Source organism: Hydrogenophaga sp. IBVHS1, from assembly GCF_002127265.1.
Taxonomy (GTDB): domain Bacteria; phylum Pseudomonadota; class Gammaproteobacteria; order Burkholderiales; family Burkholderiaceae_C; genus Hydrogenophaga.
The window spans coordinates 1,307,102-1,322,522 of record NZ_NFUU01000001.1; the positions used below are offsets into that span (position 1 = coordinate 1,307,102).

Annotated in this window: 11 protein-coding genes; 4 read left to right on the top strand and 7 right to left on the bottom strand. The window is 66.7% G+C overall.

Annotated elements, in window-relative coordinates; translation table 11 throughout:
* A complete protein-coding gene (locus tag CAP37_RS06330; RefSeq protein ID WP_086123399.1) occupies positions 1–3,093 on the top strand; it encodes an error-prone DNA polymerase in 3,093 nt (1,030 codons plus the stop codon).
* A gap of 45 nt (positions 3,094–3,138) precedes the next feature.
* Positions 3,139–3,969 carry a peptidylprolyl isomerase gene (locus CAP37_RS06335; protein WP_086123400.1) on the top strand — a complete coding sequence of 277 codons (831 nt, stop codon included), beginning with the start codon at positions 3,139–3,141 and terminating at the stop codon, positions 3,967–3,969.
* Positions 3,970–3,991: 22 nt separating this feature from the next.
* On the opposite strand, the gene CAP37_RS06340 is transcribed toward CAP37_RS06335, so the two are convergent.
* Positions 3,992–6,337: an AI-2E family transporter gene (locus CAP37_RS06340; RefSeq protein ID WP_086123401.1), complete on the bottom strand. Its 2,346-nt coding sequence runs from the start codon at positions 6,335–6,337 to the stop codon at positions 3,992–3,994.
* A gap of 128 nt (positions 6,338–6,465) precedes the next feature.
* Positions 6,466–7,482, bottom strand: coding sequence for a GNAT family N-acetyltransferase (locus tag CAP37_RS06345; protein WP_256926887.1), 1,017 nt, complete (start codon positions 7,480–7,482; stop codon positions 6,466–6,468).
* 266 nt (positions 7,483–7,748) lie between these two features.
* On the opposite strand from CAP37_RS06345, the gene CAP37_RS06350 reads away from it, so the two are divergent.
* The gene (locus CAP37_RS06350; RefSeq protein WP_143435893.1) at positions 7,749–9,200 is read left to right on the top strand and encodes an alpha/beta hydrolase; all 1,452 of its coding nucleotides are present in this window, start codon (positions 7,749–7,751) and stop codon (positions 9,198–9,200) included.
* A gap of 70 nt (positions 9,201–9,270) precedes the next feature.
* Here CAP37_RS06350 and CAP37_RS06355 read toward each other — a convergent pair whose 3' ends face one another.
* The 4 genes from CAP37_RS06355 to CAP37_RS06370 all read right to left on the bottom strand — a co-directional run bounded on the left by CAP37_RS06355 (position 9,271) and on the right by CAP37_RS06370 (position 13,478).
* Complete coding sequence (locus tag CAP37_RS06355) at positions 9,271–9,741, bottom strand: EVE domain-containing protein (protein WP_086123402.1); 471 nt, start codon at positions 9,739–9,741, stop codon at positions 9,271–9,273.
* Positions 9,742–9,806: 65 nt separating this feature from the next.
* Complete coding sequence (locus CAP37_RS22120; RefSeq protein ID WP_086123403.1) at positions 9,807–11,561, bottom strand: methyl-accepting chemotaxis protein; 1,755 nt, start codon at positions 11,559–11,561, stop codon at positions 9,807–9,809.
* A 17-nt stretch (positions 11,562–11,578) separates the two neighbouring features.
* Positions 11,579–12,100 carry a chemotaxis protein CheW gene (locus CAP37_RS06365; protein WP_086123404.1) on the bottom strand — a complete coding sequence of 174 codons (522 nt, stop codon included), beginning with the start codon at positions 12,098–12,100 and terminating at the stop codon, positions 11,579–11,581.
* Positions 12,101–12,179: 79 nt separating this feature from the next.
* Positions 12,180–13,478, bottom strand: coding sequence for an NAD(P)/FAD-dependent oxidoreductase (locus CAP37_RS06370; protein WP_086123405.1), 1,299 nt, complete (start codon positions 13,476–13,478; stop codon positions 12,180–12,182).
* Positions 13,479–13,549: 71 nt separating this feature from the next.
* Between CAP37_RS06370 and CAP37_RS06375 the strand changes: the two genes are divergently transcribed.
* Complete coding sequence (locus tag CAP37_RS06375; RefSeq protein ID WP_086123406.1) at positions 13,550–14,647, top strand: mechanosensitive ion channel family protein; 1,098 nt, start codon at positions 13,550–13,552, stop codon at positions 14,645–14,647.
* Here the strand turns inward: CAP37_RS06375 and CAP37_RS06380 are convergent.
* Positions 14,596–15,417 carry a class I SAM-dependent methyltransferase gene (locus tag CAP37_RS06380; RefSeq protein ID WP_086123407.1) on the bottom strand — a complete coding sequence of 274 codons (822 nt, stop codon included), beginning with the start codon at positions 15,415–15,417 and terminating at the stop codon, positions 14,596–14,598. The two genes, CAP37_RS06375 and CAP37_RS06380, sit on opposite strands and share 52 nt — an antisense overlap.
* Positions 15,418–15,421: the final 4 nt, after the last annotated feature.

Sequence of the window (15,421 nt, forward strand, 5' to 3'; positions counted from 1 at the left end):
ATGAACCCACCCACTTTGCCCGACTACGCCGAGCTGCGTTGTCTCTCCAACTTCAGTTTCCTGCGCGGCGCCAGCCACCCGGAAGAACTGGTCGAGCGCGCGAAAAAGCTGGGCTACCAGGCGCTGGCGATGGTGGACGAATGTTCTCTGGCCGGCGTGGTGCGTGCCCATGTGGCCGCGAAAGAACACCGGTTGAAACTGTTGATCGGCAGCCAGTTCCAGGTGCGGTGCGACGCGCCTTTCACCCTGATCGTGCTGGCCTGCAACCTCAATGGCTACGGCAACCTGTGCGAGTTCATCACGGGCCTGCGCCGCGCATCGCCCAAGGGCAGCTACCGCCTCACGCTGGACGGCATCGATGCCACCGCGCTGGCCGACTGCGTGGTAGTCGCCGTGCCCGATCGGAACAACGACCAGGACGCCCTGGACACCGTGGCGCGCTGGTTGCTGCAGCACTTCACCGGCCGCTGCTGGCTGGGCGTGGAGCAGCTGCGCCGAGTCGACGACGAGAGGTGCCTGCACCGCCTGCGCCAGAGCAGCGAGCTGACCGCGGTGCCGCTGGTGGCCGTGGGCGACGTGCACATGCATGTGCGTTCGCGCAAGCGCCTGCAGGACGTGCTCACCGCCACGCGCATCGGCAAGCCGCTCACCGAATGCGGCTTCGCGCTGGAACCCAGCGCCGAACAGCGCCTGCGCCTGCGCTCCACACTGGGCAACCTCTATCCCCCCGAGCTGCTGGCCGAAACGCTCGCGGTGGCCGCGCGCTGCGATTTTTCTCTCGACGAGTTGCGCTACCAGTACCCGAGCGAGGTGATTCCCGAAGGCGAGACGCCCACCAGCTACCTGCGCCGCCTGACCGAGGAGGGCGCCCGAAAACGGTGGCCGCAAGGCATCCCCGGGAAGTGGGTGAAGCAGATCGAGCACGAACTCGAACTCATCACCGACATGAAGTACGAGCACTACTTCCTCACCGTGCACGACATCGTGGCCTTCGCGCGTGGGCAAAAAATCCTGTGCCAGGGCCGTGGCTCGGCCGCCAACAGCGTGGTCTGCTACTGCCTCGGCATCACCGAAGTCGATCCCGACCGGGCCACCGTGCTGTTCGAGCGCTTCATTTCCAGAGAGCGCAATGAGCCCCCCGACATCGATGTGGATTTCGAGCACGAGCGGCGCGAAGAGGTGATCCAGTACCTCTACGCCAAATACGGCCGCGAACGCGCCGCGCTCACCGCCGCCGTCATCAGCTACCGGCCGCGCAGCGCCCTGCGCGACGTCGGCAAGGCCCTGGGTTTTGAAGAAGGTCTGCTCGATGCGCTGGCGAAACAGTCGCGCTGGTGGAATGGCCGCGAGATCGCGCCCGAGCGCCTGCGCGAGGCCGGGCTGGACCCCGACAGCCTGCAGGTGCGGCAGTTGCTCGACATCACCGCCGATCTCATGGGTTTTCCGCGCCACCTCTCGCAGCACACCGGCGGCTTTGTGCTCACGCAGATGCCGCTCTCACGCCTGGTGCCGATCGAGAACGCCACCATGAAAGACCGCACCGTGATCGAGTGGGACAAGGACGATCTCGACGCGCTGGGCCTGCTCAAGGTGGACGTGCTCGCGCTCGGCATGCTCACCGCCTTGCGCAAGGCCATGGCCCTGATCAGCGAGAAAGAAGGCCGCACCTTCACCATGCAGGACGCGACCGAAGGCGACACACCCACCTACGACATGATCTGCGCTGCCGACACCGTGGGCGTGTTCCAGATCGAGAGCCGCGCGCAGATGAGCATGCTGCCGCGCCTGAGGCCGCGCGAATACTACGACCTGGTGATCGAAGTGGCGCTGGTGCGGCCGGGGCCGATCCAGGGTGGCGCGGTGCATCCCTACCTGAACCGGCGGCAGGGCAAGGTGCCGGTGAGCTATCCGGGCCCGGAGTTGAAAGCGGCGCTGGGGCGAACGCTGGGTGTCCCCATCTTTCAGGAGCAGTGCATGCAGATCGCCGTGCTCGCCGCCGGCTTCACCCCCGGCGAGGCCGACGGCCTGCGCCGCGCCATGGCCGCGTGGAAGCGCCACGGCAACCTGCAGAAATACGAAGAGCGCCTCGTCAAGGGCATGACCGATCGCGGCTACACCGCCGAATTCGCGCAGAGCGTGTACGAACAGATCAAGGGTTTCTCCAGCTACGGCTTCCCCGAAAGCCACGCCGCCAGCTTCGCGCTGCTGGTCTATGTGAGTGCGTGGATCAAATGCCATTACCCGGCGGAATTTCTGGTGGCCCTGCTCAACAGCCAGCCCATGGGCTTCTACACGCCGAGCCAGCTCGTGCAGGACGCGAAACGGCACGGTGTGGAAGTGCGCCCGATCGACGTCTTGCACAGCCCATGGGACAGCACCATCGAAGGCGATGGCGTGCGCCTGGGCCTGCACCTCGTCAACGGCATCCGAAAAGACGCCGCCGAGCGCATCGTCCAGACGCGCGCCCAGCAACCCTTGCGCAACGCCCAGGACCTCGCCCGCCGCGCGAACCTCGACCAGTTGCAGATGAAACACCTCGCCGCCGCCGACGCCCTGGCCGGCCTGAGCGGCCACCGCCGCCAGCAAGTGTGGGATGCCGCCGCGCTGCAGGCACCGCCCGCGTTGCTCAGAGGCGCCCCCATTGAAGAAACCCCGCTGGCCCTGCCCGAAGCCCCCGAAGGCGAAGCCATCGTGTGGGACTACGCCGCCACCGGCCTCACGCTGCGCCGCCATCCGCTGGCGTTGCTGCGGGCCGAACTCGCGAAACGAAAATTGATGAGCGCTGAGCAACTCAAGGACGCGCCCAACGGACGCCTGGTGCGCCACTGCGGCATCGTCACCCTGCGCCAGCAACCCGGCACCGCTTCGGGCGTGGTGTTCGTCACTTTGGAAGACGAAACCGGCGTGGTGCAGGTCATCGTGTGGCGCCACCTGCGCGAACGCCAGCGCAGCGTGCTCGCCAACTCACGCCTGCTCGCTGTGCGCGGCGTCTGGCAACGCGAAGGCGAAGTCACCAACCTCATCGCCGGCCACCTGGAAGACCTCACGCCGATGCTGCAGGGCCTGTCTACGGTGAGCCGGGATTTTCATTGAGTCTGGGGAGACTACAGTGGGCCTTCCATCTTGGAGGACCTCCACATGACTGCTCGCCAACACCTGGCCCTGCTCCTGTGCCTGCTCGCCACCGCGGGCACCACCGCCCAGGCACAGCAAGCCCCACCCCTCGAAGACGTGCGCGACAGCGGCGCCATGCTGCAGACCTTCGTCACCGTCAACGGCCAGGCCATTCCCAACATCCATGCCGACATCCTGGCGCGCGAGCAGACGGGGCAGGGTGCCAGCGACGGCCCGACGCTGCGCACCAGCATTCGCGACACGCTGATCAACCGGGCGCTGATGGCGCAGGCCGCGCGCGCCGTGGGGCTCGACCGCGCCACGCTGGCCGCCGCACAGATCGAGCTGGCCACGCAGGCTGCGCTGGTGAAGATGTGGCAACAACGCGTGGTGGCGCTCAACCCCGCCAGCGACGAAGACCTGCAGGCCGAATACCTGCGGCAGGTGGCAGGTCTGGGCACTGTCGAATACCAGTTGAGGCACCTGCTGGTGGCCGACGAAGGCACGGCGCGCCGCCTCATCCGGCAGATCCAGAAGGGCACGCCGATGGCGAGTCTGGTGGTGGCGCATTCCACCGACACCGGCACGCGCACCACCGGCGGCCTGGCCGGCTGGGTGCCGCGCGGTCAGTTGCACGCGTCGCTGGCCCAGGCCATGGACGACCTGCAACCCGGCGCTACAGCGCTCAAGCCGGTGCGCAGCCCGGCCGGCTGGCATGTGCTCAAGCTGGAGGCTTCGCGCCCCCTGGTGCCACCGAGCTTCGACGCCATCCGTCCGCAAGTAGGCCGCGTGATCGCTGAAAGAACCCTGGACGTGCAGCTTCAGGTGCTGCGCTCCAGCGCGAAGATCGAGTGAGCCGCACCAGCGGCACTTGACTTCAAGCCCGCTCCGGATCGACCGCTTTCACCTGAGCGTCCGTGCCAATCGAAGGCGCGGGCGATACGGTGCGCTTGCGCAGTGGTGCCATGATTTCTTCGGCCAGGGATTCCAGCAGCCTGGCGTCGCGCAGGCTCATGGTGCGGGGTTCTGTGTCGTGCAGGCACAGTGTGCCCAGAATGTGCCCATCTGCATCGCGCAGCGGCGCACCGGCGTAAAAGCGGATCTCGCTCTCGATCAGCACGGGGTTGCCCCCAAAGCGCGGGTCGCGCTGCACGTCCGGCACCACCATCACCGCGCCGCCTGCCACCACGTGGCCGCACATCGACACGCTTCGCTCAGGCCCGCGTTCCGGATCCCCGGTGCCGATGCGACCCGACTTGGTCGAGTCGCCATGGTTGTACTGCCACTGGTCGTCGATCAGCGTGATCAAGGCTGTGGGCATGTCGAAGATGTCTGCGGCGCGTCGCGCGGCGCTGTCGAAGGTGCCGCGCAGCGATGCGTCGAGCACGCCGCTCTCGCGCAGCGCACGCACGCGCTCTTCGTCCTCGTCCCCGAATTGCGCCGGTGTCCAGCCCGCCGCACCGACGCGGTCGAGCCGGGCAGACACCTCGGTCACCAGGGAATTGATCGAGCCGACTGCCGCGTCCACGCCCCAGTCGGCAAGCGGCCATGCCGCAATCTCTGCGCCCTCCACGTTCCACAGCGCCAGCACCACTTTCGATTCCGGCCAGCGCCGCTTGAGCCGGCGGGCGAAATATTGCGCGTGCTCCTGCGGCTTGGGGCTGAAGTAGGACAACACGAATACCTTGGCTCCTTCGGAACCGAGCGAGGCAATCAGCTCCCCTGTGACCGCACCCGCCGCCATGGGCGCGGCTGAAGCAGCCACCCCGTCCAGCGCCAGCGCGTGCGCCGCCATGCTGGCCCCCAGTGTGTCCACCGTCCAGCGGCTGCCAATGCAAAGTGCTTCCAGCGGTCCATCAGGTCGATCGGTGGGGTAGCGTGTGCGCAACTCTTCAATCACCGCCCCCATGCCGCTCACGACACGGTGGCGGTGTTCCGCAGAGGCCTCCTGCAGCCGGTGGTCCACGGTGGCCATGCGCAGCACCGGGATGCCGACATCCTCGTAGAACTGGCGTGGGCTCGACGTCTCCACCGAATCGTCTGCCAGTTCGATGGCATCGGCGCTGTTGCCGGCCAGCAGCCGCTGGTACAGGCGGGCGGAGGGCTCCAGAGCAGGCCGACTCCCCAGCAGCACGTCCAGGAACGCGAGTTGAGGCAGATGCCTGCCGAACACCATCAGGCACACCGTCAGCGGCGTCGACAGGGCAAGACCCACCGGTCCCCACAGCGCCGTCCAGAACGTCGCGGCGACGATCAACGACATGGCCGACAGACCCGTGCTCGCGCCGTAGAGCCAGGGTTCGATGATGTTGTTGCTGATCAGCTCGAGCACCGCGATCAGTGCCACAGCCCACAGGAGCATCGACCAGCCCGGATCAACCGCCACGGCCAGCAGCAGCGGGAAAATGGCACCCACCAGCGCGCCCACGTAAGGGATGAAGCGCAGCACCGCAGACACCAGCCCCCACAGCAGCGCGCCGGGAATGCCGATCAACCACAGCCCGGCCGCCATGGGAATGGCGTAACAAAGGTTCACGACCAATTGCATCGTCAGGTAGCGGGTGACGCGCTGGCCTGCGTCGTTCAGCGCGTCGGTGGTGCGGTGCACGCTGCCGCCCAGCAGCCTCACCAGTCGATCGCGCAGGTCGCCTGGATTCAACAGCACCAGCACGAGATAGATGAGCGTGGTGGCAAAAACCGCAACGGGCGGGCCGAATCGCTCCAGCCAGAGGCCGACGGTGGCATACGCGCCGGGCGTCACGGGAACCACTTCGACTCGGGCCGGGCGGCGCTGCGCAGGTGCGGAACCTTTCTCCAGCTCCCCCTGGGTCTGAGCGATTTCCGATTCCACCGCATCGATCACACGGCTGGCTTCGCTGAAGATGCCGGGTGCGCGCAGGTGCGCCCGGAGCCGGTCGAACTTGGTCGCGATGTTGCTCTGGTAGGTGGGCAGTTCCTTGCCCAGCTCGCGAACCTGTCCGGCCATGAACAGACTCATGCCCACCAGCGCCCCGAGCGTGACGAGCACCACCGCCATCACCGCCACGGCACGCGGAATGCCCACACGCCGGATGCGTTCGGACAGTGGCGCCAGCACGAACGCCAGCAAAGTGGCCAACGCCAGCGGAATCAGCAGATCCCGCCCAAAGTAGAGCGCGGTGACAACCACGGCCGCCGCCAGCAGCCGCTGAGGCAGCGGCAGGGATGTCTCTGATTCTTGCAAACCGCTTCTCCTGGATAGGGCATCAAAAAAATCCCTGCCTTGATGGCATGGCCTGCCCGCTGACCGCTAGCACTATAAGTTGAAGCTCTCCAGCCTGGAGATGGAGCCTGTGGACGTGGGGGCTCTGATCACCGTCCCTTGACGTTCTTGCGCACCACCATGTTCCGCTGCGTGACGCGAAATCCGCAGAGCTCATAGAGCCTGGCGGCCTCGTGCGGGTTGTCAGCGTCCACACCCAGCACGGATTCGTTCATGCCGGCGTCGCGCTGCGCCTGCAGGGCGCGCACGATGAGCGCGCGTGCCAGGCCGCGCCTTCGCCAGGGCGCGCCGACGCTGATGAACTCGGTCTCGCCGCGCCGGCGGTTCTGCGTCAGGTTCTGCTCTTCGTTGATGAAGGGTTTCACTTGTCCGGCGACCTGGTCCGTCTCGCGGTGCCACGCCACTTGCCACAGGTGGGGCTGGAAGGTGGGCAGGGTGGTCCAGCGTTCGAAGTCGCCCGGTCTGGCGGGCGCCACGCCCCAGTGGTCCTGCAGTGCTTCCATGTGCGCGTCGAAGATGGGCCGCAGGTGCTCGGGCTGCACGCTGCGCAGCTCGAAGCCTTCGGGCAGCGGGAAGTCCGGGATGTCGTCGAGCGTCGCCCGCTCCATGCGCAGAAAGTGGCGGATGGGAACATAACCTGCGCGGTGCAACAGGGCGGCACGATCGGTCTCGCCCTCGGTCACGAACACATGGTGCACGGAATCCGCAGCGCCTTGCAGCTGTGCCACTTCGCGCTGCCGCGCCTCGACCCAGCGCAACAGCTCGTCGCCCACCCCCCGGCGCCTGAACGCCGGATGCACGAAGCCGACCTGTCCCTGCACCAGGATCCCTTTCTCGTCGATCCACTGCACCGTGCGCACATAGCCCACCAGCCGGCCATCCACCTCCGCCATGGCGAGGTCCTTGCTCGCGTCGAAATGGGTGAAGCTGGCGTAGTCGCGCCGGATGTGCTCGGGGGTGCGCACCCACCCCATCACGTCTGCGGCAAACACGGCGTTGGCAACCTCGGCCATCGCGGGAAAGTCGCTGTCGCCTGCGAACGGGCGAAGGCGAAGACCGGGCAGGGGGTTTTCAATCGTGGCGATGGGTGTCTCCTGGTTTGCCAACGGTGAGATTACGTCAGCCTATATTCAAGCACCACCACCCCGCCAGGGTAAGGCTGCACTGTACCCAGCGACATTGGCCTCATCCCCAGGTGCGACCGGAAGGGCAAACGACATGCCCGCTTCGTGGGAAACAATGCGCGTCGCCTGTGCGACTTTTTTCGGGTAATCCCGCTCCTGCCGTTGTATCCGTCACCGCATAACCGACGGGTTGTGTGCGCTTTCGCGTGAACAACCATTGATTGACCTACAACGATTTGGAGACAACCTTGAAAACAGCAAACAGATTTCGCCTGGCGATTCTGGCGGGCGCAGCCTTGCTCGCCGCCTGCGGTGGTGGCGGCGACGACCCGGTGGTCGTTGCGCCTCCACCACCCGTGGTGCCAGAGGAAACGCGCGCCCAGGACAGCCGCACTTTCACGCCGCAAGACCCGAGTGCCACCACGTTTGCCGCCATGGCGGGCGTGGTCGCGGGGACCGATCGGTGGGCCGGTGTGCTCAACGGGGCGGCCTACCGCGTGGAGGTGCCCGCCACCGGCTGGAACGGCAAGCTGGTGATGTATGCGCACGGCTTCCGTGGTGAGGGTTCCGTGCTCACGGTGTCCAACCCCAGCATCCGTCGCTATCTCATCGAGAACGGCTATGCCTGGGCGGCATCCAGCTATTCCACCAACTACTACGACGTGCGCACCGGCGTGGAAGACACCAACGCGCTCGCGCTGGCCTTCACCAGAATCGCCGCGACCAATGGCCGGGCGCTCGCCGCGCCCGATCGCATCTACATCACCGGGCATTCCATGGGCGGCCACGTCACGGGCGCGGCCATCGAGCAAGAGGCCATGGCCACCGCGAAGAACAAGGTGAGCTACCACGGCGCGGTGCCCATGTGCGGTGTGATGGGTGATGCCGAGCTCTTCAACCGGTTCGCCGGCATGCAGGTCACCGCCCAGGCGCTGGCTGGCGTGCCCAGCTACCCCACCGACAAATGGTCGGAGATCGTGGGACTGGTCACCAGCTCGCTGTTCTCCACCTTCACCGCGGCCAACATCGTGCCCACCGCGCAAGGCGTCAAGTACCTGTCGGTGGTGGAGAACCTCACCGGTGGCGAGCGCCCGATGTTCGACGAAGGCGTGCTGTACGGCCGCAGCTTTCAGTCGGCCTACGGCACCTTCGGCAGCGACGGCACCGTGACCGGCATCCTGAACCGAAACATCCTGGACACCAACGCATTCACCTACCTGATTGCAGGCGATGTGCCGGGCTCGACCGCGCTCAACAACAGCGTGCAGAAGCTCACCGCCGCACCCGACGCCAACCGCCTGAGAAGGGATGGCCTGCGCTGGGTCCCCGCCATCAACGGCGAGTTCAGCATCCCGGTGGTGTCCATCCACACGCTGGGTGATCTGTTCGTGCCTTTCAGCATGCAGCAGGTGTACCAGCAGCGCGCAGCCGCCAAGGGCAATGCCGGCTGGCTGGTGCAGCGCGCCATCCGCGGCGCCAGCCATTGCGACTTCACCACGGCCGAGCAGGTGAGAGCGTTTGAAGACATGGTGACCTGGGAGCAGACCGGCGTGAAACCCGCCGGCGACGACGTGATGACGCCAGCCACCGTGGCCAACGCGGCCTACGGCTGCACGTTCACCGACAGCACGCTGGGCGTGGACGACACCGGCAGCGCCGCATCCGCGTTCCGCCCGCTGGCGCCTGCCTGCCCTCCCTGAAAGCGGCACTTGAATGAAAAAGCCCCGATGCGGTGACGCGTCGGGGCTTTTTTTGCGTGAGCGAACGCGTTCAATCGTCCGCCAGCTTCTTGTTGATCACCTTCCAGTGCGCCTCACTCACCGGTGTGATCGACAGCCGGTTCCCGCGCTTCAACACCACCATGTCGGCAAGCGCGGGCATCTCGCGCAGTTCGGCCAGTCCCATCAGGCGCGTCTTCTTCACGGCCTTCACGTCCAGCAGCAGCCAGCGCGGTTCCTCGGGTTTGGAGGCCGGGTCGAAGTAGGGGGATTTCTTGTCGAATTGGGTGGGGTCGGGCCGGGTGCCCGATGCCACTTTGGCAATGCCGGCGATGCCCGGTTCGGGGCAACTGGAGTGGTAGAACAGCACGCCGTCGCCGACCTTCATCTGGTCGCGCATGAAGTTGCGGGCCTGGTAGTTGCGCACGCCGGTCCAGGGCACGGTGGCCTTGGGGGCGTTCAGCGCGTCGTCGATCGAGCATTCTTCGGGCTCGGATTTCATCAGCCAGTACTGTTGGGTCATCGCGCCATTCTGCGGATTTTCCCGGGGCTGTCGAGGCCCCGCTGAGCTTCAGCGGGGTTCTGGCTTCAGAAGGACTCCCACTCTTCGTTGTTCGAGCTGGCCTTCTCCGCCACCGCCACCCTGGTCTTCAGCGTGGGCGGTGTGGCTGGTTTGGCTTCGGCGCGCGGAGCGGCCTTGGCTGTGGCGACCACCTTCGGCGCCGGCTTGGCTGCCGGCAGCTTGCGCGGCTCGGCGGGGCGCAACTGCGTGATGGCGCTCTGCGTGGCGGCGTGGGCGTCCACGCGGAACACCTGCACCACCTGGGCCAGGCGGTCGGCCTGGTCGTTCATGCTGGACGCGGCGGCCGCGCTTTCTTCCACCAGCGCGGCGTTCTGCTGCGTGAGCTGGTCGAGGTTGGCCACGGCCGAGTTGATCTGGTTCACGCCGTCGGCCTGTTCGCCCGAGGCGCTGGCGATCTCGCCGATCATGTCGCGCACGCGCACCACGTTGGCCACGATCTCGCCCATGGTCTGACCGGCCTGGTTCACCAGCTCGGTGCCGGTGGTGACCCTGTCCACGCTGGCGCTGATGAGCACCTTGATCTCCTTGGCGGCCTGCGCGCTGCGTTGCGCCAGGTTGCGCACCTCGCCCGCCACCACCGCAAAACCACGGCCCTGCTCACCGGCACGGGCCGCTTCCACGGCAGCGTTCAGCGCCAGAATGTTGGTCTGGAACGCAATGCCGTCGATCACGCCGATGATGTCGCTGATCTTGCGTGAGGCCTGGTTGATCTCTTCCATGGTGGCCACCACCTGGCTCACCACTTCTCCACCCTTTTGCGCGCTCTGGCCCGCCACGTCGGCCAGCTGGTTGGCCACGCGCGCCGAGTCGGCGGACTGGCGAATGGCGCCCGACATCTCCTCCATGCTCGCAGCGGTCTGCTGCAGGTTGGAGGCGGTCTGCTCCGTGCGGGCCGAGAGGTCGTTGTTGCCGGTGGCAATCTCGCGCGCGGCCACGTTGATGTTCTCGGTGCCGCGCTTCACGTCGGCCACCACGTTCACCAGGCGGTCGCGCATGCTGAGCAGCGCCGCGCTCATGGCGCCGAACTCGTCCTTGCGGTGATTGCTGATCTGCGCGGTCAGGTCGCCGCTGGCGATCTGCTCGGCAAAACCCATGGCTTCGCGCAGCGGATTGCGGATGTTGCGGATGAGGAAGAACGCCCCAGCCACGATGCCGGCAATGAGGATTCCGACCTGGAAAGTGGCAATGGTGAGGCTGGTGGAACGGCGCTCGGTGAACTCGGCCTGCGCCTGCTGGCGGATGTCGGTCTGCATGCGGGCGAACTCGCGCAGCGCGGCCAGGTAGGGCGTGACGGCGCCATTGAAGCGCGACGAGATTTCCTGCGCGGCGCCCGCAGCATCGCCGGCCTTCTTCATTTCGTTGGCCTTCGCCAGCGAATCCAGCACCGCCTTGCGCAGCCCGGCAATCTTTTCCAGCTGGGCCTTCTCGGGTGCACTCATGTCCATCGCCTGCAGTTGCTTCTGCAGTTCGGAAATGGAGGCCACGCCCGCAGGAATCAGGTCCTTGTACATCTCGGCAATGGCCGGGTCGGTGCTGGCAATGGAGGCCTGCACGCGCGTCACGTTGGTTTCGGTCAGGCCGGCCCATTCGGTGGCGATGGTGGTCTTGGCGGCCAGGGCCGAGAGCACGCGTTCGGACTCTTCATTGAGGCTGGAAGAGCGCGAGCCTGCGGTGGCCACCACCACGAACAGCGCCACGATGATGGCAATGACGCCGGCCCACAGCCTGGCGCCGACGGAGAGATGTCGGAAAAGGTTCATGACGAAAGGGGGAAGGTTTACTGAAGAGCGGAGGGCGCGTTCACCAGGCCAAGTTCGGCGCTGCCGACCAGGGCGCCGATGTCGGCCAGGATGAGCATGCGTTCGCCCACATTGGCGATGCCGGTGATGAAGTCGGCGTCCAGCGAGGTGCTGATTTGCGGCACGGGCCGAATCTGATCCTGGGTGAGCTCGATCACATCGCTCACCGAATCCACCACCAGGCCGATCACGTGGTCGTGCACGCTGATGACGATGGTGACGGTGAAGCCGTTGTATTCCACCTTTTCGCAATTGAGCTTGATGCGCATGTCCACCACCGGCACGATCACACCGCGCAGATTCACCACGCCCTTGATGAACGCCGGCGCATTCGCGATGCGGGTGGGCTCTTCGTAAGAGCGGATCTCCTGCACGTGCAGGATGTCGATGCCGTATTCCTCCGCACCGAGGCGAAAGCTCAAGAATTCACCAGCGGCGGCGAGCGCAGGAGACGGGTGGCGCGAAGCCGCGCCGGCAGAGGGGTGGTGTGGGGCGTCCATGGGGTCCGGGAAGGAGGGTTGATGCCTCCGTATCGGCGGCTTCCCGGATTTCTTGAGCTGGCCGCGCGCCAGGCGGAGTTCAGTGCAGCTTCACCAGCGGCGTCGCCCGCTTCACCAGGAACCGCGCCACCGCCAGCACACCGGTGCGCAGCGTGCCCAGCACCGCCTGGTGGTGCATCAGGTGCAGGCTCACGTACATGGTGCGGGCGAGCAGGCCCTGCACATACCAGGTGGACTTGAACAGGTTGCCCATGAGGCTGCCCACCGAGGTCTGTGTACCCAGCGACACCAGCGATCCGTGGTCTCTGTAGACGTAGGGGCGCTTCTGCGCCGGCTTGTCCATGGCGTGGCGCAACAGCAGATCGTGCAGGTAGCTGGCCTGCTGGTGGGCGGCCTGTGCGCGTGGGGGCACCCAGCCGCCCTCTGCGGTGGGGCAGGCGGCGCAGTCGCCCAGGGCGTGGATGTTCGCGTGGCCCTTTACGAGCAGGTGATCGTCCACCTCCAGTTGGCCGGTGCGGTTGGTGGGCAGGCCCAGCGTGCTCAGCACATCGGGCGCCTTGATGCCGGCGGCCCACACCACCAGGTCGGCCTGGAACACGCGGCCGGTGGCGTCTTCCACCTGCGTGGGCGTGATGCGCGCCACACGGCATTTCGTCTCGATGGCGACGTGCCGTTGCTGGAGCAGTTTGGCGGCGGCGCTGGACACTTTTTCCGGCAGCGGCGCCAGGATGCGGTCGGCGCCTTCGAGCAGCGTCAGCTGCACGTCGCGCTGCGGGTCGAGCCGGCGAAAGCCGTAGCGCGAGTGCACCACGCTGGCTTCGCGCAGCTCGGCCGCCAGCTCCACGCCAGTGGCGCCGCCCCCGATGATGACGATGCGCACCTGGCCCTCGTTGCCCGCGCTCTTGCGCAGCTCGGCGGCCGTGAGCAGCTTGAGCATGCGCAGGCGGAACTGCTCGGCGTCGGCGGGCCGGTTGAGCGACAGGGTGTGTTCGGCCGCACCCGGTACGTTGTAGTGGTTGGCGGTGCTCCCCACGGCAATCACCAGCTGGTCGTAGGGCACGGTGCGCGCAGGCACCAGCTCTTCACCGTGTTCGTCGAGCACGGGCGCCACCTGCACGGCGTGTGCTTCCAGGTCAAGGTCGGTCATGGCGCCAAAGCAGAAGGTAAAGCGGTTGTCGTGCGCAAGCATTTCGTACGACAGGCCTTCCTGGTGAATGTCCAGCGTGCCCGCAGCCACTTCGTGCAGTGACGGTTTCCAGATGTGGAACAACTGCTGGTCGACCAGCGTCACCTGTTCTGCGCCGAGCTGGCGGCCGAGCTTGCTGGCCAGCTCCAGACCACCAGCGCCGCCACCGACGATCACGATGCGTGTTTTCATGGGCACCACTGTAGTCCACGCGTGTGCCCATGCCAAAAGCGTGGATGGCACGGTTCTGGCTATGCTGTGGCATGAACGTGTCGAACTGGCTCCCCGAAAATTTCCCTCCGTTTCTCGTCGAATGGCTGCCCGCGCTGCTGGTGGCGGTGCTGCTCATGCTGCTGGCCGAGCTGGTGTACCGCGTGGGCCGGCGCATCGTGCAACGCGCCGGGCGCGATTCGCCCATGATCATTTCCGTGGGTCGGGCGATCGAGGCGCCTGCTCACCTGCTGCTGCAGTTGCTCGCGCTCAACATCGCGTGGCAGCAGGCGCCGCAGGGCATGGGCTGGCTCACCTGGGCCGAGCGCCTCACCACATTGCTGCTCATCGGCGTGATCACCTGGCTGCTGACCCGCACCGTGCAGGGGGCGGCCAATGGCGTGGCGGCTGCGAACCCGCTGGCCGTGGCCGACAACCTGGTGGCGCGCCGCATCCAGACGCAGACCCTGGTGCTCTCGCGCACTGTGCAGGGCCTCATCATCCTGATCGGCGGCGCGCTGATGCTCATGACCTTTCCAGCCGTGCGACAGGTCGGGGCCAGCCTGCTCGCCTCGGCGGGCGTGGTGGGCATCGTGGCGGGCTTCGCGGCGAGACCGGTGCTCGGCAACCTCATTGCGGGTTTGCAGATCGGCCTGAGCCAGCCGATCCGCATCGACGACGTGGTGATCGTCGAGAACGAATGGGGCGTGATCGAGGAAATCACGGGCACCTACGTGGTGGTGCGCATCTGGGACCAGCGCCGGCTCGTGGTTCCGCTGCAGTACTGGATCGAAAAGCCGTTCCAGAACTGGACGCGCCAGACCTCCGAACTCATCGGCACCGTGTTTCTCTGGGTGGACTACCGCATGCCGCTTGCGCCACTGCGCGAATCGCTGCAGCGGGCGGTGGAAAGCAGCCCGCACTGGGACAAGCGCTTCGCCCTGCTGCAGGTGACCGAAGCGGGTGAGCAGGCTCTGCAGTTGCGCTGCCTTGTCACGGCAGCGTCCGCCGGTGCCGCGTGGGACCTGCGCTGCCATGTGCGCGAACAGCTCATCGACTTCATCCAGCGCGAGTACCCGCAGTGCCTGCCGCGTCAGCGTCAGGAAGGCGAAGTGGCGGTGGAAATGAGGAACTCGGCGGGCACCGCGTAGCCAGCACCGGTGCGCCACCCGTCGATGGCCTGCAGGTAGGCCGCGCTGACGCGCTCTCGGGCCGCCTCGTCCATGCGCGACCAGGCCAGCGCCACCGGCCCACCCACGAAGGCGGCCCGACAGGCGTCGTCGGCATGGGTGTAGCGCAGGGTGGTGCTGATGCGCATGGTTTGCATATCGTTGAAGCCAGCTTGTGCGCACAGACGCACCAACGTGTCGGCCTGGCCGAGGCGGAAGAACAACGGGCAGACCTCGCTGGTCACTTCGGCATCGACGATGGGAAACAGTGCCGACCACCCACAGCGAGCGCGTTCACCCCAGATCGCCAGGCCGAGGCGGCCGCCCGGGCGCAGCACGCGCCGCAGTTCGCGCAATGCCTGCTCCGGTTCTGGCAGGTACATCAGACCGAAGGCGCACAGCGCCACGTCGAAGCCCGCATCGGGCAGAGCCAGTTGCTCGGCGTCCATGCGCGCCGCATCGACTTGATGCAACTGCTCTGCCCGCGCACGGTGCAGCGTGGTCTGCACCATGCGCTCGGAGATGTCCACACCCAGCACCCGGCCGTGCGGCCCCACCGCCCTCGCCGCCGGCAGGGTCACAAGACCGGTGCCGCAGGCCACGTCGAGCACGCGCTCGCCCGGCGCCAGCGCCACCTGCGCCAGCAGCTCGGCCTGCGCGGGCGCCAGCTGCGCCTGCCACAGCGGCTCGTAGTCATCGGCGGCCAGGTCCCAGCCGTAGCGTTGCACGCGGCGTTGCAGGCGGGGTTCCATGGGG

Coding starts and splice junctions, on each gene's coding strand:
- CAP37_RS06330 (WP_086123399.1), top strand. CDS start 1: ATGAACCCACCCACTTTGCCCGACTACGCCGAGCTGCGTTGTCTCTCC.
- CAP37_RS06355 (WP_086123402.1), bottom strand. CDS start 9,741: ATGACCCAACAGTACTGGCTGATGAAATCCGAGCCCGAAGAATGCTCG.
- CAP37_RS06375 (WP_086123406.1), top strand. CDS start 13,550: ATGAACGTGTCGAACTGGCTCCCCGAAAATTTCCCTCCGTTTCTCGTC.
- CAP37_RS22120 (WP_086123403.1), bottom strand. CDS start 11,561: ATGAACCTTTTCCGACATCTCTCCGTCGGCGCCAGGCTGTGGGCCGGC.
- CAP37_RS06370 (WP_086123405.1), bottom strand. CDS start 13,478: ATGAAAACACGCATCGTGATCGTCGGTGGCGGCGCTGGTGGTCTGGAG.
- CAP37_RS06380 (WP_086123407.1), bottom strand. CDS start 15,417: ATGGAACCCCGCCTGCAACGCCGCGTGCAACGCTACGGCTGGGACCTG.
- CAP37_RS06365 (WP_086123404.1), bottom strand. CDS start 12,100: ATGGACGCCCCACACCACCCCTCTGCCGGCGCGGCTTCGCGCCACCCG.
- CAP37_RS06335 (WP_086123400.1), top strand. CDS start 3,139: ATGACTGCTCGCCAACACCTGGCCCTGCTCCTGTGCCTGCTCGCCACC.